16 protein-coding genes are annotated in these 21,590 nt (G+C 58.8%); 10 read left to right on the plus strand and 6 right to left on the minus strand.

Translation table 11 applies throughout. From position 1 onward, the window contains the following. Positions 1-360 precede the first annotated feature (360 nt). Positions 361-765, plus strand: a complete 405-nt coding sequence (locus J6497_RS07645; RefSeq protein ID WP_225703642.1) for a hypothetical protein — start codon at positions 361-363, stop codon at positions 763-765. A gap of 505 nt (positions 766-1,270) precedes the next feature. Here the strand turns inward: J6497_RS07645 and J6497_RS07650 are convergent. Continuing rightward, positions 1,271-2,623, minus strand: coding sequence for a glycosyltransferase family 4 protein (locus J6497_RS07650; protein ID WP_225703643.1), 1,353 nt, complete (start codon positions 2,621-2,623; stop codon positions 1,271-1,273). Between the two features lie 928 nt (positions 2,624-3,551). Between J6497_RS07650 and J6497_RS07655 the strand changes: the two genes are divergently transcribed. The 3 genes from J6497_RS07655 (at position 3,552) to J6497_RS07665 (ending at position 9,293) form a co-directional block, all read left to right on the plus strand. Further along, positions 3,552-4,424, plus strand: a complete 873-nt coding sequence (locus J6497_RS07655; protein WP_225703644.1) for a hypothetical protein — start codon at positions 3,552-3,554, stop codon at positions 4,422-4,424. A 67-nt stretch (positions 4,425-4,491) separates the two neighbouring features. Further along, entirely contained in the window at positions 4,492-6,948 is a 2,457-nt protein-coding gene (locus J6497_RS07660; RefSeq protein ID WP_225703645.1) for a glycosyltransferase, read from the plus strand. Continuing rightward, positions 6,945-9,293 (plus strand): glycosyltransferase family 2 protein, encoded by a 2,349-nt coding sequence (locus J6497_RS07665; protein ID WP_225703646.1) that lies wholly within the window; start codon positions 6,945-6,947, stop codon positions 9,291-9,293. Before J6497_RS07660 ends, J6497_RS07665 begins: the two co-directional genes overlap by 4 nt. An 86-nt stretch (positions 9,294-9,379) precedes the next feature. Here the strand turns inward: J6497_RS07665 and rfbD are convergent, their stop codons facing one another. Both rfbD and rfbC read right to left on the minus strand, forming a co-directional pair. Continuing rightward, a complete protein-coding gene (rfbD, locus tag J6497_RS07670) occupies positions 9,380-10,294 on the minus strand; it encodes a dTDP-4-dehydrorhamnose reductase (RefSeq protein ID WP_225703647.1) in 915 nt (304 codons plus the stop codon). After that, positions 10,294-10,848, minus strand: a complete 555-nt coding sequence (rfbC, locus tag J6497_RS07675; RefSeq protein ID WP_225703648.1) for a dTDP-4-dehydrorhamnose 3,5-epimerase — start codon at positions 10,846-10,848, stop codon at positions 10,294-10,296. The genes rfbD and rfbC overlap by 1 nt, the downstream gene beginning before the upstream one ends. 109 nt (positions 10,849-10,957) lie before the next feature. Here rfbC and rfbA point away from each other — a divergent pair, with 109 nt between their 5' ends. The 6 genes from rfbA to J6497_RS07705 all read left to right on the plus strand — a co-directional run bounded on the left by rfbA (position 10,958) and on the right by J6497_RS07705 (position 15,845). Next, positions 10,958-11,833, plus strand: coding sequence for a glucose-1-phosphate thymidylyltransferase RfbA (gene rfbA, locus J6497_RS07680; protein WP_225703649.1), 876 nt, complete (start codon positions 10,958-10,960; stop codon positions 11,831-11,833). A 24-nt stretch (positions 11,834-11,857) separates the two neighbouring features. Next, positions 11,858-12,925 (plus strand): dTDP-glucose 4,6-dehydratase, encoded by a 1,068-nt coding sequence (gene rfbB / locus J6497_RS07685; RefSeq protein ID WP_225703650.1) that lies wholly within the window; start codon positions 11,858-11,860, stop codon positions 12,923-12,925. Between the two features lie 69 nt (positions 12,926-12,994). Beyond that, positions 12,995-13,192: a hypothetical protein gene (locus J6497_RS07690; RefSeq protein ID WP_225703651.1), complete on the plus strand. Its 198-nt coding sequence runs from the start codon at positions 12,995-12,997 to the stop codon at positions 13,190-13,192. 23 nt (positions 13,193-13,215) lie between these two features. Next, positions 13,216-13,770 (plus strand): FkbM family methyltransferase, encoded by a 555-nt coding sequence (locus tag J6497_RS07695; protein WP_225703652.1) that lies wholly within the window; start codon positions 13,216-13,218, stop codon positions 13,768-13,770. A 90-nt stretch (positions 13,771-13,860) separates the two neighbouring features. Further along, entirely contained in the window at positions 13,861-15,027 is a 1,167-nt protein-coding gene (locus J6497_RS07700) for a hypothetical protein (protein ID WP_225703653.1), read from the plus strand. Next, entirely contained in the window at positions 15,024-15,845 is an 822-nt protein-coding gene (locus J6497_RS07705) for a glycosyltransferase family 2 protein (RefSeq protein ID WP_225703654.1), read from the plus strand. Before J6497_RS07700 ends, J6497_RS07705 begins: the two co-directional genes overlap by 4 nt. 233 nt (positions 15,846-16,078) lie before the next feature. On the opposite strand, the gene J6497_RS07710 is transcribed toward J6497_RS07705, so the two are convergent. The 3 genes from J6497_RS07710 to J6497_RS07720 all read right to left on the minus strand — a co-directional run bounded on the left by J6497_RS07710 (position 16,079) and on the right by J6497_RS07720 (position 21,588). Next, entirely contained in the window at positions 16,079-17,179 is a 1,101-nt protein-coding gene (locus tag J6497_RS07710; RefSeq protein WP_225703655.1) for a polysaccharide pyruvyl transferase family protein, read from the minus strand. A gap of 115 nt (positions 17,180-17,294) precedes the next feature. Next, entirely contained in the window at positions 17,295-17,738 is a 444-nt protein-coding gene (locus J6497_RS07715; protein WP_225703656.1) for a hypothetical protein, read from the minus strand. A gap of 34 nt (positions 17,739-17,772) precedes the next feature. Beyond that, the gene (locus J6497_RS07720) at positions 17,773-21,588 is read right to left on the minus strand and encodes a glycoside hydrolase family 99-like domain-containing protein (protein WP_225703657.1); all 3,816 of its coding nucleotides are present in this window, start codon (positions 21,586-21,588) and stop codon (positions 17,773-17,775) included. Positions 21,589-21,590: the final 2 nt, after the last annotated feature.

A 21,590-nucleotide genomic window follows, 5' to 3' on the forward strand; every position in this document is an offset into this window, starting at 1 on the left:
GGGATGCCCGGAATCGTGGGCGCGGGCTGGCCCAACTGCAAAAAACGACAACACGACAGCAAGAATAAGAAGCGCTGACTGCCTGCAATCCGTACTCAGTCCGTGGCCAATCCGTGCTGTGATCATATCCGATACCCAACTCCAGTATTCTGATCGCGAAGCTCGCAAATCGCGTGCCACCAGATCGCTGGTCCAGCACCAATTTTGCTCTCCACGCTGTCTATTTGGCGAGCAGACCGATCGCGATCTAAATCTGCTCGAGCGGCACATCATTGCTCTGCTTTACATGGAAATATGAGTGACGCTGCTCTCTTCAATTATATGACTATTCTCATATAATCACGTTGCCGCGAGGCAAAAGTGACACTCGTGGTGCCTGGCTTCGAACAGCGACTTGACGCGCTGTCGCGACCTCGCGATGTGCAACTCGCGAAAGATGTCAGCATGTGCGGCGTCGCCTGCCTGCGCTGGAAGCGTCAGCCCGTAGGCACGCTGGTCTTCCTCGCCGAGTGCCGGACGATAAAGAAAGAAGCTGTCACCGTGTTCAAGCCTGTGCCGCTGCATCCGTCGATGCTCTGCTATGTTGTCTCGCCCCTTAACCCCGACGCGCATTCGAGCGTTCCTGAAGATGGTTTTGGACGGTCAGAGGCGAGCAGCCGACATCGCCAGCGGCAGGTCCGTTTAAGCTGGAACTTGCGGACCGAGCGAATGTCTCGACGAAGCTTAAGGGGAACTGAAGACGATGTTCACCGCATCAAGTCCTAGCCGTCGCCGGATCATGCGACCTCGGTCGGCGCGTCATGGCTTGTCCTGCAGCCAAGACAGGAACACTGGCGCCTCGCTCCGATTGAAGGCGTGATCCGTTGTTGGTCGAAGACAGAGTTCAGCACGGCCAAGTGCAAGAAGCAGTGGCAGGCATTCGCCATCAAGCTGTCACGCGAGCGGCGGGCGGGGAAGAAGGTTCCCGCACCCCGGGAGGGCCGCTATGCCGAGGAGACGAGACGGAGGGCCCGTCATGATCTTGAAGTAGGAAGGACGTATGCGAAACGTCGCGCAACCAAGAAGGGCCGCACATAGCGTTGCTTAACGCGCAGCCTCACGAATACAACCTGAGATAGATGGAATTCTCAGCCGCTGCACTTGCTGGCCAACGTCTCCGCAGTCACTGGCGCGTTCGACATCGTATTTGGGGAGATCGATCGATAGTGCCGCACACACCCGGCCTCCGGTTGATGCATTCGCTCGATGGCCCGGCCACACGCCGCTCGGCCTACGAGAGACCCGCGCCCTCTTCGTCTGGCATTCCAAATCCGGCTACGGACGATTTCCGGGAAGCACGCTTGATGCCTTTCGACAACTCGGACGGCGAACGCCCCGGCCAAACGTTCCGCGGAGACGACACCGAGGGCGTCTGCAGATCGAGAAGGCGACGCATTCGTGGTATGCAGACCTGCTCTGCGTCATAGTGATCGATAACGAAGCGGCGGGCAGCCTGCCTCATTGACGAGAACTTCGCGGGTTCCTGTAACGCTTCAATCACGCGTTCGGCAAGCTCATCGACCGCAAAAAATGGAACCAGCAGGCCGTTCTCGCCAGAACTGATGACCTCGCGCACCGGCGGCGTATCAGACCCTATCACCAAGCAGCCAGCGCTCATCGCTTCCAGCGCCGACCAGGACAGCACGAAGGGATAAGTCAAGTAGACATGCGCCGATGATACCTGGAGCGCTGAAATGAAGGTCTGATATGGCACGCCCCCCATGAAATGAACGCGCGATAGATCCAACTGGTCACGCACCTCTTCCAGGAAAATCGACTTCCAGGTTTTTCCGGGCGGCGGAGGAAGTCCATACGACAATCCATCCCTGCCGATGAGGACTATCTGCGCGTTGGGCCGCCGCCTGAGGATTTCGGGCAGCGCACGCACGAAGATGTGGTAGCCCCTGAGCGGTTCAAGATTGCGTACAACAAACGTCACAATCTCCTCCGACGAACCGACTTCCCTGCCATTCGGCAGCATCAGGCGAGCCTGCGGATTCGGCCGCACGCGCGATGTATCAATTCCTTCATGGATCACTTCGATCTTGCTTTGATAATGCGAAGGAAAGGTCGACTGCTGCCAGTTGGTAGGCGAGATTCCGAAGTCGCAATCGGCCAGCGCAAGCAATGTCGTCGCATTCTTCAACTGCAGCCCGATATGGCCATCTAGCCCGGACATCGGAAATTCCGGATCGAATCCGATGTCGCGCCCCTCGGCACCGTAAAAGAACTCGCAATAAACGAACAACCTCGCTTTGGGGAACATCGTGCGCAGTGGCAATGTCTCGCCCCATCCCGGATGGGCCAGAATCAAATCCGGTTCAAAGCCCGATGCCGCCAAAGTTGAAAGGCTGTAAAGCACTTGCTCAGCGCGGCGGCACTCGAGATCGAATCGCCTGGCAAAAGGATGAGTTCCGGAAACATCGGCTTCGGGAAGCATATATTTAATCAACTTAACCAAAGGCATCGACTGCGCGCTCGATGCGCCAACGGCAACGAGTTCGAAGCCGGGTTCGTTTGCCAATACAGCCGCCAGATTGCGGTACTGTGCCGGGAAGTTATTGTGAACGAATAGAATCTTCATCGACGATAGTGTCGCCTGTCTGCTTCAAGTTGCGCGAAGTTGCGCGGCCGATCGAGAGCGAACTGAAGCTTGCGCGTCGTGTTTATAGCAAGAATTTTCTGCAGCGAAGGCATCAATCGCTAGTCGTCGAACGATCGTGCGACACTCGCACTTATGCGCTGACAAAGTTCCCTGTGATTAGAATGCCGCAATTCTGTACCAACCGAAATTCTGTACCAACCGAAGAGCATTCACTCCGTCCTGACATCATCCTGCCCCAAAATTCGTCGATTAGTCGCAACTACGTGCAACTTTTGGTTTTGCCTTGGGCATACAAATGTTGAAAACTCAGTGTAGTCTCGGGAATACAAGGGGCAGGCGTGTGGGCAACGCTATGAAATTCAAACGACCTCCTTCCGACTGCCAATCGCAAATCCGGCATCTCGATCTGAGCAGCGTTGAGAACATCGCCGACTCCATCGCACTGCTGAGAGATGAAAACGACAGGCTACGCCGGATGGCTGCGCTATTGAGTGCAGAGACCGAGTACATCCGCCGCTCTCTCTCGCCCTCAGGATCCACGCATTGGCGCTCGTCCTCACGTTTGAGAGCGCTCCCCTGACTTGCCTTTGCTGACGGAGCAGGCGTCTTGCCGTGACCAGCTTCGCGCATCGGAAGGTTGAGATTGACAAGCACACCGCTCCTGTCTTGAGCGCGTTGGATGGTTCTCTCCGCGGCGTCTCGGCTTGCAGGAACAGGTCTGGACGCAAGGCCGAAAATTCGAAGGCGAAAAGACGCGCGCCACGATCTATGGTTGCATGACGCCGTCTTGCTTCGGGTTTGCTCAGTTTGCGATAACAATCATGTCTAACTTTTGGGCGACTAGATATGATATGTTGGCGAACTGAAGTGGATTACAATTTGTTACGATCTGTTTCGGGGGGTGTTGATGAGCGATGCTGAGCAGCAGAAAGTGGTGAATCTCGACCGCGGACTGTTCTTCGTGAACTACAGGAGTGCCGAAGACTCCCTCGCTCCACCTTACGTAACGGTCACCCCGGCGGAGGGGCACGAAAGGCGGATGGAGATCATCCTGCACCCCGACGCCACCGAACCAACTCTTTGGGAACCGAATTCCGGCCTGGTGGTGCGCGTCAACATGCCCTGCACTTTGCAGGTCCAAGTCCAGCCCATGCGACTTGGAGGATCACGAGCCGCCGTGGTTCGCATCGAACCGATCCAGTCCGGCCGAACCCACCTCGTCGCCGCGCAAAGCGAAAGCCTGGGCTTGCACGCGAATGCCGCGACGGAGGGCTTGAAGGTGCTTGGCCACGTGGCAGGTCGCGGCGACGTCATTGTCGGGCCCAACGCATGGATCGCGGGGCCAACGGCACCGTCGCGCGTGGAAGGCGTAGCCCTGGAATGGCCGGAGAAACCGGCCGGTCTTGATATCCGCTATGCGGTCCAGTTTGCCAACGGTCAGGCGGGGAGCGGCCGAATGGTGCCGCTTGGCGCCTACGCTGGTACACGTGGGCGGGCTCTACCAATTACAGGCGTGGTCCTGGAAATGAGCGGCACGGATGAATTGGAATTCGTCGCGGAAGCGGGGTTTCTGAACGCACCGACCTTGCGCGCGGTCGGCAGACGTGTGGTGCTATCGGGCCCGACCAATCGCGAGCCTCTGGTCGGCATTCGCATCGGCATCGAACGGATCGCAGCCGCAGAACAAGTCGTGGCGCCCGTAAAGCCGCGAAAGCCTGCTGGTTCGGGCCGCGTTCGGGTATTCCGCAGCCGGCCGCGCCAAGAGAGTTCGGTCACCTGAGGCGATCCGGACACTGAGAGACTTCGGAGCGCCGGGAGGCGATCACAATTGGTCAGGGCCCCGTCAAATGGTTCTCGGCACCGTCACTGACGCCCCAGCACTGGTCGGATCTCGCTCACATATCGCGCTGGAGCGCTTGGCGGCGCAGGCGCTCACCGCTCAGGACTTTGCCGCGGCGTTCAAATATGCGGATCGACGCTGTCGCGTTGAACCACCGCCGGCTGCCCATTGCTTTGTTCTTCGCGCGGAGGCGAACTGGAAGCTTGGACGCGGAGAGACGGCGCTCGCCGACCTCACTGAAGCGCTTCTTGTCGACCCTTCCGATGTCGGTGCCAATCGTCGAATGCTCGCCTGGGCCTCAGACGATCGGCGGCGCGCCGCGGCCGCCAATCTGATAAGCCGTGACGGCAATCCGGCGATCCTGCGAGCAGCCATCGCAGAGCTGCGACGTGCTGGGGATCGACACTGGGCCGCCTGCTCGACGTTTGACAATCACGTGACAGGCTGGGTCGCTTGGACCAAGGCGACCACCGTCGAAGCGAGCCTTGCGACCGAAGGCGGCACCTTAACGAGTCTGCTCGAGCCCAATTCATTTCACCCCTTGGCCAGCACGGACGTTCAGGCAACCGCCTTTCTCGTTAGGCGGCCACCATCCACGACACCTCAGACGCTGACATTGAAATGCGACGCAGACATCTTCCACATTCGACGGCTTGCGCCCAACCTGTCTCCGCCGGCGCGAATCCGGGCGCGCGTGCATCCCTCTGCTCGGCCAAGGTCTCGCACCGCCGCCCCGACCGTCATCGTTCCCGTCTATCGTGACGTACAGGTGACAATCGACTGCTTCGAAAGCCTTCTCAAGGCAAGAGCTTCGGGTGGGCCTGGAAAGGACCCGTTCCGCATTCTGGCCGTCGATGATGCCAGCCCGGAATTGGAACTGCGGCGCTATCTGCAGGAGCTTGCCGCCGCCAACATGATCGACCTTGTAGTGAACGCGGTAAACCTTGGCTTCGTTGGAGCGATCAATCGTGCGCTGAAGGAGGTGCCGACGGGCGACCTCGTGCTGCTCAACTCCGACACCATAGTGGCCCCCGGCTTTGTTGATCGCTTGGCGGCGGTGGCGTGTTCGGCACCGAACATCGGGACGGTCACGCCACTGTCCAACAACGGCGACATCTTCTCGTTCCCGATGCCGAATGACGCCAATCCGATGCCAGGCTATGAGCAAATACTCGAGATCGATCGCATCGCGGGCGTTGCCAACGCCGGCGGTGCAATCGACGTCCCAAGCGGCATCGGCTTCTGTCTTTATGTCACGCGCGCCTGTCTCGATGCCGTCGCCGGGCTGTCGGAAACGTTTGAGCGCGGCTATCTCGAGGATGTCGATCTGTGCCTTCGCGCACGCGCCAAAGGCTTTCGCAATGTTTGCGCACCGTCGGTCTATGTCGGGCATCACGGCTCGAAATCCTTCCTGCACGAGAAGCGAAGCCTGGTGCTTCGCAATCTAGGCGTTCTGGACCAGCGATTCCCGAGCTACCGGAAGGAATGCCGCGCGTTTGACGCCGCCAATCCGTTGCGACCGGCACGTGCGGCGCTCGAGCGCGCGCTGCCCTGGTCGTCAGAACCATCCGTGCTGATCGTCGGCAATCAACGAAACAGCGCAGCCGTAGCCGAGGAGCGAGCGCGCCACCTCCGGCAACGTGGCGAGCGCGCGATTCTGCTCTTGCGAGAACGCGATGTCCTTCATCTCAAGGCCGCCGACGGCACGAGTCCGCAGGCGATCCATTTGAGGCTCTGCACGGAAGCGGCCATCACGGATGCCGCCGAAATCCTTGCGCGGCTGCGTGCAAAACGTGTCGAAATCCTCGAGCCAAATCCGTTGCGGCGGCTGATCGATCTGATGCAGGAACTCAATCTTCCGCTCAATTTTTGGCTGGTGAAAGGAAGCCTTGGCGAGGCGGCTGCCTCGCTTCCCGACCCAACTCCGCTGTTTGTTCCGACCAAAGCGGCCAAGGCTTTTGCCGAAGCCCGGTGGTCCAAACGCAACATCGTCCTCCAGGAATGGCCAACTCGCTCTCCCGACCTGCCCCCGCCTTCCGGCCCACGGAGATCGCTCATCATCGTTCCATCTGCGCCCTCGCCCGCATCCTTGCGTGTGATGCGGCGCCTGGCGGATTGCCTACGCCGACGAACGCCATCCCGATCGATCGTCATCGCCGGCACGACGTGTGACGACGATCGCCTGATGTCCTATCCAAATGTCTTCATAACGGGCTCGGTAGCAGCCGACGAACTCGGCGCTGTGCTGGCGCCGCACAATCCAGGCTGGCTGCTCACCGATTTCGAAGAACCAATATTCGGCGATCCGCTGATTGAGATCGCAAAGCGAGCCTCAAGACCCGTCGCATATCGCGACTGGTCGGGCGGATCGCCTGGGCCCCGCAAAGGTGACCTTGCCATTCCTGCCAATGTGGACGAAGCGGGACTTGTCGATGCCGTCGTTGACTGGGTCGGACGATCATGAGTATCGCACGCGTCACCCGCACCGCACCGGCGGCGAAGCCGAAACTGATCAGCCGGCTTGCGCTCGCTCACGACGGCACGGTGTCGGGCTTTGTGTTCGATCCTGAGGTTCCGGAACGCCGCTTCACGGTCGATATCGTCCTTGATGGTCTGGTCTTGAGAACGGCCTACGCTGATGCCCTCGTCCCAGAGCTCCTTCGGCAAGGCGTGGATGGTGCTTACGGATTCGCAGTAGCACTTGAGCCGGATCTGCTGCGAGCCGCGAGCGTCCTTGAGGCACGCCTGGCCAACCTCGGAACTCCCATCGACCATCCCATCGATCTGGACAATGAAAGCGCACTTGTTGACCTGCGACCGACCTGCGAATTGCGCTGGCTGGGTGGCCTGCATTTCGAGGGCTGGATCGATAGCGAAATCGCGGTCACGCTCGAAGCAATCGTCGACGGAGAAACTGTTGCGCAGGTCCGCGCAACGGACTGGACGCACATTGGCGATGATGTCAACGGACAAGGATCGCGCAACGCCCGTGCTTTCGATTTCCACGTCCCGCAGCGCTTCGCCGACGGACGTGTCCATCGAATCGGACTGCGCAAGGACGACGGCGAGCAGGTTCCGGCAACGGCAGTCTTCGTCGCGTTTCCCGATGGCCTTGCCGGAATGATTGACGCGATCGGGGATCATGGCGCCGAGCGCCTGCGCGGCACATTGTACGACCAGCTCATTCCGGCTTCGCTGCCCCTCGCCGACTATGCGAATTGGCGCGATCGCTTCCCGTTGCCAGGACCGCAGGCAAGCCGGCTTGAACTGGCCGTCGTTGTCGCCGGCAGCGCCGGAGCTCAGCAAACGCTCTCCACCCTGGAGACGCAGAGCCACGAAAACTGGACCGCAGGCGTGATCGACGGTCAGCCGCTTTCCGTCGATAGCGATGCGCTCCTGGAGTTTCTCGAAGATGCCGCGCCCGATGCGCAACACGTCGTCGTCACCATGGCAGGCACGTCGCTCGAACAAAACGCGCTGGCTCGCATCGCAGCCGCATTCGACGCCTATCCGGATGCCACGGCCGTGTACGGCGATCTTGACTTCCTCGCCGACGATGGCCGGCTCTGGCCGCTCGCGCTTCCGGCGTTCGACTACGAGAGAATGCTCGAGCAAGGGTACTGTGCACACCTGTTCGCAGTTCGACGAAAAGCATTGCTAGCGGGGCTTGAGGCGCGTCCAAAGGATCTCTACCGCCTCTTCAACTGCCTGCTCGATCGTACCGGTCCACGACAGGCAGACATTCTGCACTTGCCGGGAGCCTTGGCGACGCTGCCGAAATTCAACCGGGCGAACGCCGGCTCTCGGCTTTCCACCGCGAGCCACATGCATTTGCTCGCGCGCGGCATCGGGGCGGAGGTGACCCAGCAGCAAGGCAATCTCTTCCCCGCAGTCCGAATTAAGCGGCCGATTCCGCGCGAGCGGGTGACGGTAATCATTCCGACCCGCGACCGCCTCTCGCTCTTGCGCACCTGCCTCGAGAGCATTGCGCCTGCGGTCGCACGTTGCCATGCCGATATCCTCGTCGTCGACAACGATAGCGCCGATCCGGCGACGGTGGGCTATCTCGCAGATCTGCCCGGGCGCGGTATCCGAACTTTGCGGATCGAAGGGCCGTTCAACTTCGCAAGGCTCAACAATCAAGCGGCTGCGATGCTCGATAGCGGCGTCCTATGCCTACTCAACAACGATATCGAGGCAAGCTCCGACGGTTGGCTTGAAGAAATGCTGACGCGGCTGGCCGAGCCGGACGTCGGCGCTGTCGGTGCACTCTTAACGTGGCCAGGCGGTGTCGTGCAGCATGGCGGCGTCGTGTTGGGAATGAACTTCGCAGCGACCCACGCCTATACCGATAGATTCAGCGATGATCCCGGTTTTTCTGATCAGCTACTCGTCGCGCATGAATGCAGTGCGCTAACCGCGGCCTGCCTCGTGACCCGCCGGAGCGATTATCTTGCTATCGGAGGAATGGACGACGCTCGCTTTGCGGTGGCCTTCAACGATGTCGACTATTGTCTGCGCCTGCGTCAGACCGGCAAGCGCATCGTCTTCACGCCACATGCGAAACTGGTGCACGCCGAATCCGCCAGCCGGGGCAAGGACGATCGGGCGGACCGCCGAGATCGGTTCGAACGTGAGCTCAGTCTGCTTCGCGCGCGCTGGGGCGAGTTGCTCAATGAAGACCCGACCTACAACCCGCAGCTGTCGCGCGACGGAGTGCCCTACAGCGGCCTGGCTTGGCCGCCGGGACCACGCATCCCCCGGTATAACCACGTCCCGGCCGCCCGCGACTTGCCGCTGGGATTTTAACGCAGCGGCCATCTATCGCGGCCATGCGCTCCGGGCGCTCGGCACATCGATAGCATGCCGAGCCGCGCTGGGGCTGGAGCGATCATTCACGAGTTTGCCGGCATCTTTTGCAGCGCGACGAAATTGTCGAGTTCCACCGTCAATGCATCCTGCCAGGCCGGCGTTGTCACTCCGAACTGATTTTTCAGGCGCGACAGATCGAGCCGCGAATTGCCGGGCCGCTTGGCCTTGGTTGGAAAATCGGCAGTCGCGATCGGGACGATGGTCTCCGCGGCGAGTTCCACACGGCGCGACCTTAGGCCAGCGACGATAGCACTTGCAAAGCCGTGCCAGCTGGTCTCACCGGCACAGACGAGGTTGACCACGCCGCCGCTGCGCACGAACAGCGCGTTCAAATCCAACACATTTGGCAACATGATGCCGACGATCGCGTCGGCAATCGCACTCGCCGTCGTCGGCGCGCCGATCTGATCGGCGACGATGCGCAGCTCTTTGCGCTCGCCGGCCAGCCGCGCGATCGTGCGCAGGAAGTTGGCACCCTTTGCGGCATAGATCCAGGACGTGCGCGCAATCAGATGCAGCCCGCCGGCTGCCTGGATCGCCGTGTCGCCGGCCAGCTTGCTAGCGCCATAGACCGAGAGCGGATTCGTGGGGCTGTCCTCGCGCCACGGCTCGTCGCCGGAGCCATCAAAGACATAGTCGGTGGAGAAATGAACCAGCGGCACGCGGTGCTGTGCTGCCCATTTCGCGATCGTCTCCGGCGCCTTGGCGTTGACAAGAAACGCAAGCTCGCGTTCGTCTTCCGCGCGATCCACCGCGGTATAGGCGGCAGGGTTGATGATGAGATCGGGTCGAAAACTGTCGAGCCTTTCAGCGAGTGTCTCGGGCTTCGACAGGTCGAACTCCGCACGCAACGGCGCGATGATCGTGCCGTGTTTTGCCAGCAGCGGCTGCAACGCGCCGCCCACCTGGCCATTGGTACCCGTCAACAATATCCGCATCAGACTTGCCCATAGACTGGAAGGTTTTGAAGATCGGCTAGCAGCGGCGCCACGGCGTCCTTGGCGGACAACGACGGCTTTTCGAGGCTCCAGTTGATGCCGATCGCGGGATCGTCCCAGCGGATCGCGACCTCATCCTTTGGGCTGTAAAGATCGTCGCATTTGTAGAAAAAGTCAGCGGTCTCGGAGAGAACGACAAAGCCGTGCGCGAAGCCGCGGGGGACCCAGAATTGCCGCCTGTTCTCTTCGCTCAATTCGACGGCAACGTGGCGTCCAAAATTCGGGCTGCCGACCCGCACGTCGACGGCGACATCCAGCACCTTGCCGCGCAGCGCGGTGACCAGCTTGCCCTGCGTGACGGGATTTTGCAGATGCAGCCCGCGCAACACGCCAAAGCTCGAGCGTGACATGTTGTCCTGCACGAAGGGCCGCGCGATCCCGTGCTCGGCGTAACGGAAGGACTGATAAGTTTCGAGGAAAAAGCCGCGTTGATCGCCGAACAGCTTGGGCTCGATGATAAGGACTTCGGGAAGCTCGGTCTGGATGACATTCATTTCACAACACTTCGAAATTGCTGGCTCACAATGTTATCACTGCATTGATAACAACCTTGTGCACCTCACATTATATGTTATGTTTTGTGATAGTAAAACGTGAGGGGCTATGAAGGGCATTATCCTAGCCGGCGGGACGGGCTCGCGCCTTTACCCGGTAACGACAGTCGTATCAAAGCAGCTTCTGCCCGTGTTCGACAAGCCGATGATCTATTATCCGCTGTCGACGCTGATGCTGGGCGGAATCCAGGACATTTTGATCATTTCGACGCCGCAAGACAAGCCGCTGTTTCAGCGGCTGCTCGGCGACGGCAGCGAGATCGGGGTGCGCTTTTCCTATGCCACGCAGGAGACGCCGCGTGGGCTTGCAGACGCCTTTATCGTCGGGCGCGACTTCATTGGCCAGGACTCGGTCGCCCTAGTGTTAGGTGATAACATTTTCTACGGTCACGGGCTGCCCAGCATGTTATCCACCGCCTCGTTCCGCAAGAAGGGCGCGACGGTGTTCGGTTACGTCGTCAACACGCCCGAGCAATATGGGGTGGTCGAGCTCGATCACACCGGCCGCGCGCTCTCGATCGAAGAGAAGCCGAAACAGCCAAAATCGAACGTAGCCGTCACCGGGCTGTATTTTTATGACAACGACGTCGTCGAGATCGCCGCCCGGATCAAGCCGTCGGCGCGCGGCGAGATCGAGATCACCGACGTCAACAACGCCTATCTCGAACGCGGCGATCTCTATGTCGAGGTGCTCGGCCGCGGCTTTGCCTGGCTCGACACAGGCACGCATTCCTCCCTCGTCGAGGCCAGCCATTTCGTTCAGATCCTCGAGCAGCGCCAGGGCTTGCGCATCGCCTGCCCCGAAGAGATCGCGCTGCGGCAGGGCTACATCTCGCTTCAAGCATTCGAGAAGGTGGCCGAGAAGACCGCGAAAAGCAGCTATGGCGAATATCTGAAGTCCGTTGCCCGCTCGCATATGGGCTGATTCCATGCATGGAGGCGATAGATCATGCGCTTTAAGGGCTCGACTATTTTTGTCACCGGCGGCGCCGGCTTCATTGGCTCAGCCGTGGTGCGTCATCTCCTGCGCGACAGCCACGCCCGCGTGGTCAATATCGACAAGCTCACCTATGCCGCCAATATCGACTCGCTGCCGGGCGCGAAGGAGAACCTGAACTACGCCTTCGAGAAGCAATGCATTTGCGACGGCGCCGGGCTGCGCCGCCTGTTCGAGAAGTACCAGCCCGACGCGGTGATGAACCTCGCCGCCGAGAGTCATGTCGACCGCTCGATCGATGGTCCCGGCGAATTCATCCAGACCAACATCGTCGGCACCTTCACCATCCTGCAGGAAGCGCTGCGCCATTGGCGGACGCTCTCGCCCGAGAAACGTGCACGCTTCCGCTTTCTGCACATCTCGACCGACGAGGTGTTCGGCTCGCTCGGCGACGACGGCTTCTTCATGGAGACGACGGCGTACGCGCCGAACTCGCCCTATTCGGCGAGCAAGGCGTCCTCCGACCATCTGGTGCGCGCCTGGCGCGAGACCTACGATTTGCCGACGCTGGTCACCAACTGTTCGAACAATTACGGTCCCTACCATTTCCCGGAAAAGCTGATCCCGCACATGATCATCAAGGGCCTGACGGGCGAGCCCCTGCCCGTCTATGGCGATGGAAAGAACATCCGCGACTGGCTCTACGTCGAGGACCATGCCAAAGCGCTCACGCTGGTGCTGGAGCGCGGCGTGATCGGCGAGACCTACAATGTCGGCGGCCGCAACGAGCGCACCAACCTGCATGTGGTCGAAACCATCTGCGATCTCCTCGACGAGATCGCACCGAGCGCACAGGACCCGCGCCGCGACCTGATCACCTTCGTCGCCGACCGCCCCGGCCACGACCGCCGCTACGCCATCGATGCCTCCAAGCTCGAGCGCGACCTCGGTTGGCGCGCAGAAGAGAACTTCGAGAGCGGCATCGCCAAGACCGTGCACTGGTACATCGACCAGCAACCCTGGTGGCAAGCAATCTTGGAGCGGGGATATCAAGCCAAGCGGGTCGGCTTGAACCAGTAGCGGGAGCCCGTCCTTGCGCACGACATCGCCTCACTCCCGCCGTGATCGGCACGTTGGATCGGTAACACGATGCGTATATCGATGATTGGACCTGGCCATATCGGCTTGGTACCCTGCGCCCGTTTCGGCCGCCACGAGGCCACAAGCATCGACCAGAATGAGCAGAGACTCGCGCGGCTGAAGCACCGCGAGATTCCGATCTACGAGCCGGATCTCAATCAGCTCATCGCGTTGGGCGCGAACGGCAGCCACGTCGGACGAAATTGATCCAATCTGCGGAGCTCGTAGCAATGGCGCGAAAAGTATATGTCGATCTGGGTGCAAATCACGGGCATACCGTCAGACGATTTAAGGCAGAGAACCCGGCTTTCATTATCTTTGCCTTCGAACCTACTCCATCGTTAGCGGACAAGCTGCGACGCGATTTCAGGGCGCACGATTCAAATGTGCACGTCATGGAATATGCCGCTTGGATCACTGATGGAATAGTGAATTTCTACTTCGGTACAGCCTCTGACCAATCTTCGACCGTTCTAATCGGCAAGAAAACATCGCCTAATTGGTCAGTGAACTACGAACTTCCATATCGAGCGCAGAGTATCGATCTTGACCGATGGCTGCGAGAGAATACGTCGGAAGACGATCTCATCGTCCTGAAGATGGACATCGAAGGCGCGGAGTACAAAGTCCTGAAGAGGTTGCTTGATACTGGCATGCTCAAGCGTATCAGCGATCTGAGGGTCGAGTGGCACTGGAACCGATACCCCCTTGAGATCACCGAGCACGAGCACAACGAAATCAGAAGCGCGGTCGCTGCCGCTACGAAACTTACAGACTGGGAATGAGGAACTCCGCGCGCAGATTGGATTTATCTGGCGCCAAGCCAACATCGGCGCGGTGGAAACGTCAAAGGCCCTTAGCCATCGATAATCAGCATGCCAACTGTTCGCACCCAACTCCTCGCAGCTACGGTCTCCATTCTGGTTCTTTTGACGGCTACGATCGCCGTCGCGGGCTCGCCCGACGGCCCGACGATTCGACCGGCCGGATCTGAAGAAGTCGTGTTTCAATGGTCAACGCAGAGATGCTCTGATAACTTCATCCCGGACTCCCCCGCACGAGCTTTCAGAAGACGCGACAATTCCATTGCGCTGATAGCCGCGCACTACAACAACCAATTTCTCGTTGGAAGCAGCTTCACCAATCTTCGGCCGGATTGCCTCGTCTCGTCCTTTGGATCAGAGTCAAAGGACGCGGCAACGTTGGATACGAGATATTGGATTCAAGCATTCGTTCCGTCGAACGAAACCGTCATTGCACTCGCAAGCCACGAATTTTCTGGCTATCGTCATCATCAATGCCAGGTCAAGTCAGCCAAAACCGACTCGTGCTGGTTTAGCTCGATACTCGCGCTCGTACCTGAGGACGAAAGCCTGCACTTCGACTTTCCCCGCGATCCGAAAGCGAAGTCCGTAGCAATTCCTCCGAGAGGCTACGATGCAAACCGCGGCAAGCGGTACGGATTCTTTACCACGTCGAATGCAATTGTTAAGGACGGCTTTGCTTACGTCTTCATATGGACAGCGCTCGATTCAAAACCCCACAACTGCCTATTTCGGGCGCCGTTGAACAACGTGCTCGGAAACTGGCTGTCATATCGCAACGGTTCGTTCAGCCAGCCTTTCATCGGAGAAGACAACGAAACAAGCGAGACGCCAGAATGCGATGCCATATCCCCCGGTAATGTGCCGGGTCAAATCCGATCCGTAATCAGTATTGGCAACAACTGGGTAGCCGTCTTCATGCGCAGGACCACGAGCCCAGACACCACTGGCGTCTATTATTCCACTTCGACGGACTTGATACACTGGTCCAGCCCACGGCACCTTCTGAAGGTCCAGCCCTGGTCTGGCGGAACTGGATGCGGCATCTTCTACGAATATCCATCGTTGATCGATCACGATAGCACTTCCCGCTTTTTCGACAGCGCAAACGGGAAACTCTATTTGTATCTGACGCGGGCGAATTGGACCGATTGTAGCGGCGGATTGAACAGAGATCTGGTCCGCGTGCCCCTGCAAATCCTGGAGGAAAACCGATGAGCGTCAAAGCCGCTTGCGTGATGGTCGTAAAAAACGAGGACGACTTGATTGAGCCTTGGCTTTTCTATCACGGCGAGCTGTTCGGATTCGAGCACCTCTATGTGTTCGACAACGGATCGACAAACTCGGCCACACTTTCGGTTTTGGAACGCTACAGCAAGCGTGGGGTGAAACTCGACTATTCCCGGAACACGCTAGAAGATCACAGATCGCGGAGTATTTGGCTTGGACGTTTCATTAAAGGACTCGCAAACGACAACTACGATTTCATCCTTCCGCTCGATTGCGATGAGTTTTTCGCGTTGCGCGACGTAGATCAAGCCATCAGATGCGACAGACTATCAATTTTAACAGAGCTGGAGGAACTTGCCGGAAGGCATGCAATCTTCCAAGCATATCATTCCTACCCCAACTTGATTGGCAAGGTGGGAGTTTTCATGAATTGGGCGCAAAAGAAACACTTCTTCTCGCGCCGATCGTTCAACACCACCGATCATGGATTCCACAACGTGACTGGCACGGAGGGAGCCGTTTTTGAGAACACCGATTTCGCGTACATACACTACCACTACAAGCCATTCGACATCATGGTCGCCCACTCGAAACAAAAACTCTCAAGGGACTACGACGTCTCTGATATCAGCAACATACCAGCCACGAATAGGCTCGGGCAGTTTCTGCATATGGCGCCAGAGAAGTACAAGGACTTCGTGGCTCAATTCAAGAACCACAAGAAGTACTCGGCACCAGCACTACAAGAGATACTTTCCAAGGGCGGCCTTAAGCTACCTTTTTCCGATTATGCCATACCCGACTGAATGAACCAGTGTTGCTCTGCCTCGACTTGCCTCAAGTTGTGCAGACGTGCCTTCCAGATATCATTACGCGCGATGTCGGAAATAAGCTCTCGCTAATCTGAGAACCTGACCCTTGGTTGCTTTCTCACTGGACCGAGAACAGCAGACAGCGTTGCCGCCCGCCTTCCAGTTTCATTGTAATGAAGCCATTTGCGTCGGCCGCGCAAATGTTGCGATAACCTCTTCTCAGATCCTCATTCCTTCACGACGAGCCGATTCAATCTCAAGAAATTGCAGTATATTGGATAGAGTTCCGCATAACGCGCGTTAAGCGCCGCCGCATCGACCATCGCATAAAGCTCGTCAACGCTGATCCTCCTCAAATTCACGATGTTCACATAAGGCATCCCGAGGAACCGACACATATCTTCCGTCCGAGTGTCATGACAGACGACGATGGCAGGAACACCACATTGCAAAGCAATCATGCAACCGTGGAAGCGGCTACCGAAGACAAAATCATAGGTCTTAATGACGTTGAACCAATCATCCACGTCAAAGAAGGCGCGTACATGATCGCTGGCCCAGCTTCGCACATCTGCTTCGGGAACCATGTCGGCCAAGAACGTCGAAAGCTCCTTCAATGATTCTTCGACAGCTTTTGTCTGCTTATCTGCCAATCTGATTTCGGATTGTTCGCTTTGCGCGATGAAGTCCGCTTTCCAGGCCACTCCCGTGCTGTAGATCTCCTGCACGAGTCGACGCATCTTCTCCTTATCGAAGGAGTGAGCGATAACGTCGCGAGACGCATTGATCGAGATGCGTTTGATCTCCTCGAATGGCCGCAGCTTTATGCTGATTCCGCCAGATCCTCCCATGTAGTAGGATGGACAGCCGGTTACCATTACGTTGTGCACACCGCGATGGGCCAGAACCTCCTGGGTGTACGGGCCACGCACGCCGATACTGACGGCACGCTCCGCAATGACCTTCACGAACCGTTCCGTGCCGGGCATCAAGTTAATATTGGGATCGTAGTTGCTGGATTGAGCTCCCAGGCCAACAATCGCCACTGGCAAATCAGCTCGTTCGATGTAGTCCGCCATGCCTCCGAAGTCGAACTTCGGAAAGAGAAAGTTGGCGGCCGCGACCACAATCATGTCGAAACGCTCGTGCACGGCCCTGGGATCAATACGATGATCCCAGGAGATATCGTCGTATGCAATCCGATCGAGCAGACCGCGCGCGATCAGCTGATTACCGGTATTGCCGCCGGTCTTCGCCAGTTTTGAGATTGGGTCTTCACCCACTTCCGCGGATATGCTCGGGGTTGCTCCAAGCAGGAAAATGTTCACAGCACTCCTCCGGCGGTGGTATCAGGTCTAAACCGGTATGTACCGGATTCTCCGGCCGTATTGCTTTTAATTATAGGCATCCGAATAAACGGCAGCCGCAACAACAGTCATCATCCTATATTCCCTTGATAGCTGATTTCCATTGAGCCGCCTCGGCTTCATAGTCAGCCGCGGGCGACCGGCCTTCTCCGGCGCCGATCGAAAGGAAATGAGCCTCCGCCGACTTTACGCGGCCATCTCTAACTGCCGCCGCAACGTCCGGATATTTGCCAAGATACCACTCTGCGTCCACGGTCGGCCCCGCCCCTCGGCGACCTTCAAAATAGCCAAATCCGATATAGTGCATGTGCCCACTCTCCAACTCGCCACGAGCGACCGCCCTCGCAACGTCCGGATTCTGTCGCAAATAGCTATCTTCGTCGAACTCGGCGGCAGCAACGGCAATCTGCAGCAGCAGCTTGAAAAGTCCGGCAGGTATTTCAACCCGTCCTCCCTTCTCGAAGGTCGCGTAGTCTATCTTGAGCGCGTTGAACAACGAAGCGGCAGACGGAACGAACATTGATAATCCCAACCTCTACTGACTATTCCCAGGCCTACGCCTTGGCGCTTTCCTTGGCCAGCGGCTTCGCCGCGGCTCGCTTCTGCTTTTCCGCTTCCTGCGGCGCGCCGAGTAGCTGCGCAGTCACCTCTTCGAGATAGGCGGCCTGCAATTTTGTTTCACGGTCCGTGAGGCCAAATCGCTCGCGGGCGACGCGGTGCATGCTGTTGATCTCGTCGATATGCTTCTGCGCTTTCAGCGAATGCGTGACGCTTGCGGCGTGGCGACGGTGGATGTTGAGGGGATCGGCGACGTAGGCGATCTTGGCGCCTCGCGTGCCGAGCGCCTCCAGATAGATGCGCCAGTCGCCAGCCATGCGAAGGTCGCTCAGATCGTCGCGGCAGGCTTCGAGCGCGCGCAACAATGCCTCCCGGCGCCACAGCACCGAACTGACGTTCAGGATGGTGTTCTTAACACCGAGATAGCGGGTCACAAAATCGCGACCGTCGAACACCTCGGTGCGTGATAGTGCACCGGGCGCGATGGTCGCGTAATAGGGCTTGTAGCTCGCATAGAGATGGGCACCGTCTGCGTCGATGGATTTCGAGTCGGTGAAGCCGAATGCAACGTCGGGGTCGGCATTCATCAATGCGAGCAGGCTGGAGAGGAAGGTGGGTTCGGAGAGATCGTCGGCTTCGGCGATCCAGAGGAACTCGCCTTTCGCCATCTCCGACGCCTTGGCCCATTGCGCGAACACGGAACCGGAATTCTGCTCATTGATGACGAGCGTGAGATCGCGCTGGCGTTCATCGGCGAGTCTCATGATGACGGGGATGCTGTCGTCGGACGAGCAGTCGTCCAGCACGATGATCTCCTCGACCGGATGGTTCTGGTCGAAGATGGTATAGAGGCGCTCCGGGAGGCAGTGCGCGTAGTTGTAGTTTGGAACCGCAACCGAGATGGTCGGCAACGACGGCACGGCAAGCCGGAGCAGATCACGGACGTAATCCGCGAACGCGAATTTGGTCTGGATGATCTCGGTCATGCGCGCGCGCTCCGCTGCCGATGGCACCCAGCGCAGGAAATTCTCCACTGCTTGCGCCATCGCCGGGACGTCGCAATAGGGCACGACGCGGCCGACATTCTCCTCGAGAAGGAAGCCGGGGATGCCGCCGGAGTCCCGGAAGGCGACCACCGGCACGCCAACGCTAAGCGCCTCCAGCGCCACCGTCGGGAACGGATCCTCGCGCGAGGTCAGGGCATAGATATCCGAAGCAGAATAGAGCGCCTGCATGTCGGAACGGAAGCCCGCGAGATGGAAATGGCCAGTGGCCTCGGCGCGCTTGATTTCAGGTCCTAGCCATTCCTGCAGGCCGGGATCGATGCCGCCAGCCCAGCAGAAATGAACGTTCGGGTGCTGTCGCCGAACCAAGCTCCACACCTGCAGGAACAAGTCGAACCCCTTGCGCAGGTCGGCATAGCCGACCCCGAGCACCATCTTGTCGGTGGGGGCAATGCCAAACTCCTTGCGAACCAAAACGGCTTCCGCGGGCGCCGGCTCGATCTGCTTGTAGCTGCCCTGCGCGCGGATCAGGAAGCGCCCGTCGCCGGCGTCAAGCTTGAGCGCTTCCACCAGCCTGTCACGAACGAATTCAGAGGCGAACACAACATGCTGCGCGCTGCCGATCGCTATGCGTGCGATGTCCTCCAGATTCTTTTCGTGAAGGATCCGCGGCAGTTCGTGCACCAGTGAAACCGTGCGAAAACCCATTTCGGCGAGGAACTTGGTGGCGCGTCCGCTCGCCGAGGTGTTGGCGACTGCGGCCGTGAACCCCTTCTCCCGGAAGTGCCGCAAGGTCGCAGGGATTTCCGAGGCCTGCTTGAGAACGGTGAGCGGAGCCACCGAAGCGTATTCGGCCTCCATGGCACCGCCCTGCAGCAATAGATACTCGACCTCAACGTTGAAGGCGCTGCGAAGCGTCCCGCCAATGTTAAGCAGCAGATGCTGCGCGCCGCTCGGAAACGCATCGTGCCCCACCAGCAGAATCTTTGGCAGCGACAGATCCCGCGTCAGGCCGGTGGCTGCGCGCGCGGTGGCGTTCAGATAAGCGGATCCGAAATGCAGATCCGGCTCAAGGTAGGCGCCCTCGCACCATTCGTTCCAGGCATTGACGCAGACAAAGGCTTCGCCAAAGAACGTGCGCTTCTGCGCCTGCTCGACCAGCGTCGCCAGCCATGCCTCGTATTTCTGCGGCGTCGACCCCTGAATCACAAGGCCTGTGCCCTGCCGGCGCGCGTCATTGTCCCAACTCGGCACCACGGTCTTGATCAATGGAAAATTCGGACGCGGTTCCTCGATCGAATATTTGGCGACATCGTCGTAGCTATAGATCTGGCCCGAATACGTATCGTCCAGGATCTTGGCTTCGGAATTGGCCAGCGGCACGTATTTGGTGAGCTTGTGCGGCGGGAACTCGATCGCGCCATCCATGCCGTTCGGAGTCGGATCGTAATCATCAAAGCTCTGGCTCATGATGATGATCGGATCTTCATTGAACTTCTTCGCGAAGATCGAACGCCAGCGCGCAATCACTTTCGCGGTATCCGGAATGAGACGCGGACGATAGATCATCAAGAGCGGCCGGCCCTGGACGCGGATGTACCGCTTGTCCTTGAAGTGCCGGTTGAAGTCCGACAACAAACGTTCGTCATCGTCAGCGAGATAATCCTGCGAGATCAGGACCTCGCCTTCCATGCCGTCCCAGCGTCGCGTCCAATTCTCGTTCGCCCACATCAGGCAGAACGGCATGTTGATGTCGCGTGCCTTCAGGAACTGCTCGAGCGGCTTTTCCAGCAGCCGCTTGCCGTTGAACCAGTAGTAGTAATACACAAAGCCATAAACTCCCGCCGCCTTCGCGAACTTCACCTGCTTGCGCATGGTTTCGACGTCGGCGAGCGAATAGAAGCCAAGATCCCGGGGAATTCGCGGTTGATAATGTTCCTTGAACCGCGGCACGCCGCGCGCAATGTTGGTCCACTCGGTGAAACCGGTACCCCACCATTTGTCGTTTTCAGGGAAGGCGTGAAACTGGGTCAGGTAATAGGCCAGGATCTTTGCGCGCGGCTTGGCGCTCGCGGGCAGGGGACGCAGTTCCTCAAACTGCGGGCTCGGCTTGGTGAAGCGTTTGATCTCGGCCGGGATGGTGGCTTCGTTTTCCGGCGGTGACGGATAGATGCCGTCCTCGTGCCGGTGCTCCAGATAGTGCAGCAACGGATTCTGGTCGGTCTTACCCTTGAAATAGCGCTGGATGTAGAACTTGGTGTCGAACTCCGCCGACGGGTTGCGCCCTTCCTTGTAGCCGTGGAGGATGAAGTGTTCGAACGGATCGACCCCGGCGGTCGCGACATCCTGATAGGTCTGTAGATAATATTGCGCGTCGAATTCCGGAATCGGGCTGAACGGTCCGGTACGGTTCTTCAGATAGTGCGCGAGCGGACTCTCCTTCTCCGGTATGCCGTACTTCTCGCGATACCAGGCGGGCTGAAAATACGGGCTCGGCCGCCTCCCTTCGGGCTCGCCGATCGACGCATAGTGCAGTAGCGGCTGCACATCGACGTCCTTCACATCGGGATAGGTCGTGACGTACCAGATCGGGTCGAAGATCGGATTGGGCTTGCGACCTTCCTTGTAGCCATAGAGGAAGAAGTGCTCGAACGGATCGGCGCCGACCGCGATCACGTCCGGGTAGCTCGTCGCATAAAAATTCTCATCGAACAGTCCAAGCCCCTTAAGCGTTCGCGCGGCACCCGTGAGGTCGACGGCCGGCGCAGCCGGCTCGGGTGGAGGCGGACGCTCTGGTTGCTTGCTCACGA

The sequence above is a fragment of the Bradyrhizobium cenepequi genome (assembly GCF_020329485.1).
GTDB lineage: Bacteria > Pseudomonadota > Alphaproteobacteria > Rhizobiales > Xanthobacteraceae > Bradyrhizobium > Bradyrhizobium cenepequi.

Bases quoted from the DNA above. Each gene is read 5' to 3' on its own strand.
- J6497_RS07650 (WP_225703643.1), bottom strand. From the start codon at position 2,623: ATGAAGATTCTATTCGTTCACAATAACTTCCCGGCACAGTACCGCAAT.
- J6497_RS07655 (WP_225703644.1), top strand. From the start codon at position 3,552: ATGAGCGATGCTGAGCAGCAGAAAGTGGTGAATCTCGACCGCGGACTG.
- J6497_RS07660 (WP_225703645.1), top strand. From the start codon at position 4,492: ATGGTTCTCGGCACCGTCACTGACGCCCCAGCACTGGTCGGATCTCGC.
- J6497_RS07665 (WP_225703646.1), top strand. From the start codon at position 6,945: ATGAGTATCGCACGCGTCACCCGCACCGCACCGGCGGCGAAGCCGAAA.
- rfbD (WP_225703647.1), bottom strand. From the start codon at position 10,294: ATGCGGATATTGTTGACGGGTACCAATGGCCAGGTGGGCGGCGCGTTG.
- rfbC (WP_225703648.1), bottom strand. From the start codon at position 10,848: ATGAATGTCATCCAGACCGAGCTTCCCGAAGTCCTTATCATCGAGCCC.
- rfbA (WP_225703649.1), top strand. From the start codon at position 10,958: ATGAAGGGCATTATCCTAGCCGGCGGGACGGGCTCGCGCCTTTACCCG.
- rfbB (WP_225703650.1), top strand. From the start codon at position 11,858: ATGCGCTTTAAGGGCTCGACTATTTTTGTCACCGGCGGCGCCGGCTTC.
- J6497_RS07690 (WP_225703651.1), top strand. From the start codon at position 12,995: ATGCGTATATCGATGATTGGACCTGGCCATATCGGCTTGGTACCCTGC.
- J6497_RS07695 (WP_225703652.1), top strand. From the start codon at position 13,216: ATGGCGCGAAAAGTATATGTCGATCTGGGTGCAAATCACGGGCATACC.
- J6497_RS07700 (WP_225703653.1), top strand. From the start codon at position 13,861: ATGCCAACTGTTCGCACCCAACTCCTCGCAGCTACGGTCTCCATTCTG.
- J6497_RS07705 (WP_225703654.1), top strand. From the start codon at position 15,024: ATGAGCGTCAAAGCCGCTTGCGTGATGGTCGTAAAAAACGAGGACGAC.
- J6497_RS07715 (WP_225703656.1), bottom strand. From the start codon at position 17,738: ATGTTCGTTCCGTCTGCCGCTTCGTTGTTCAACGCGCTCAAGATAGAC.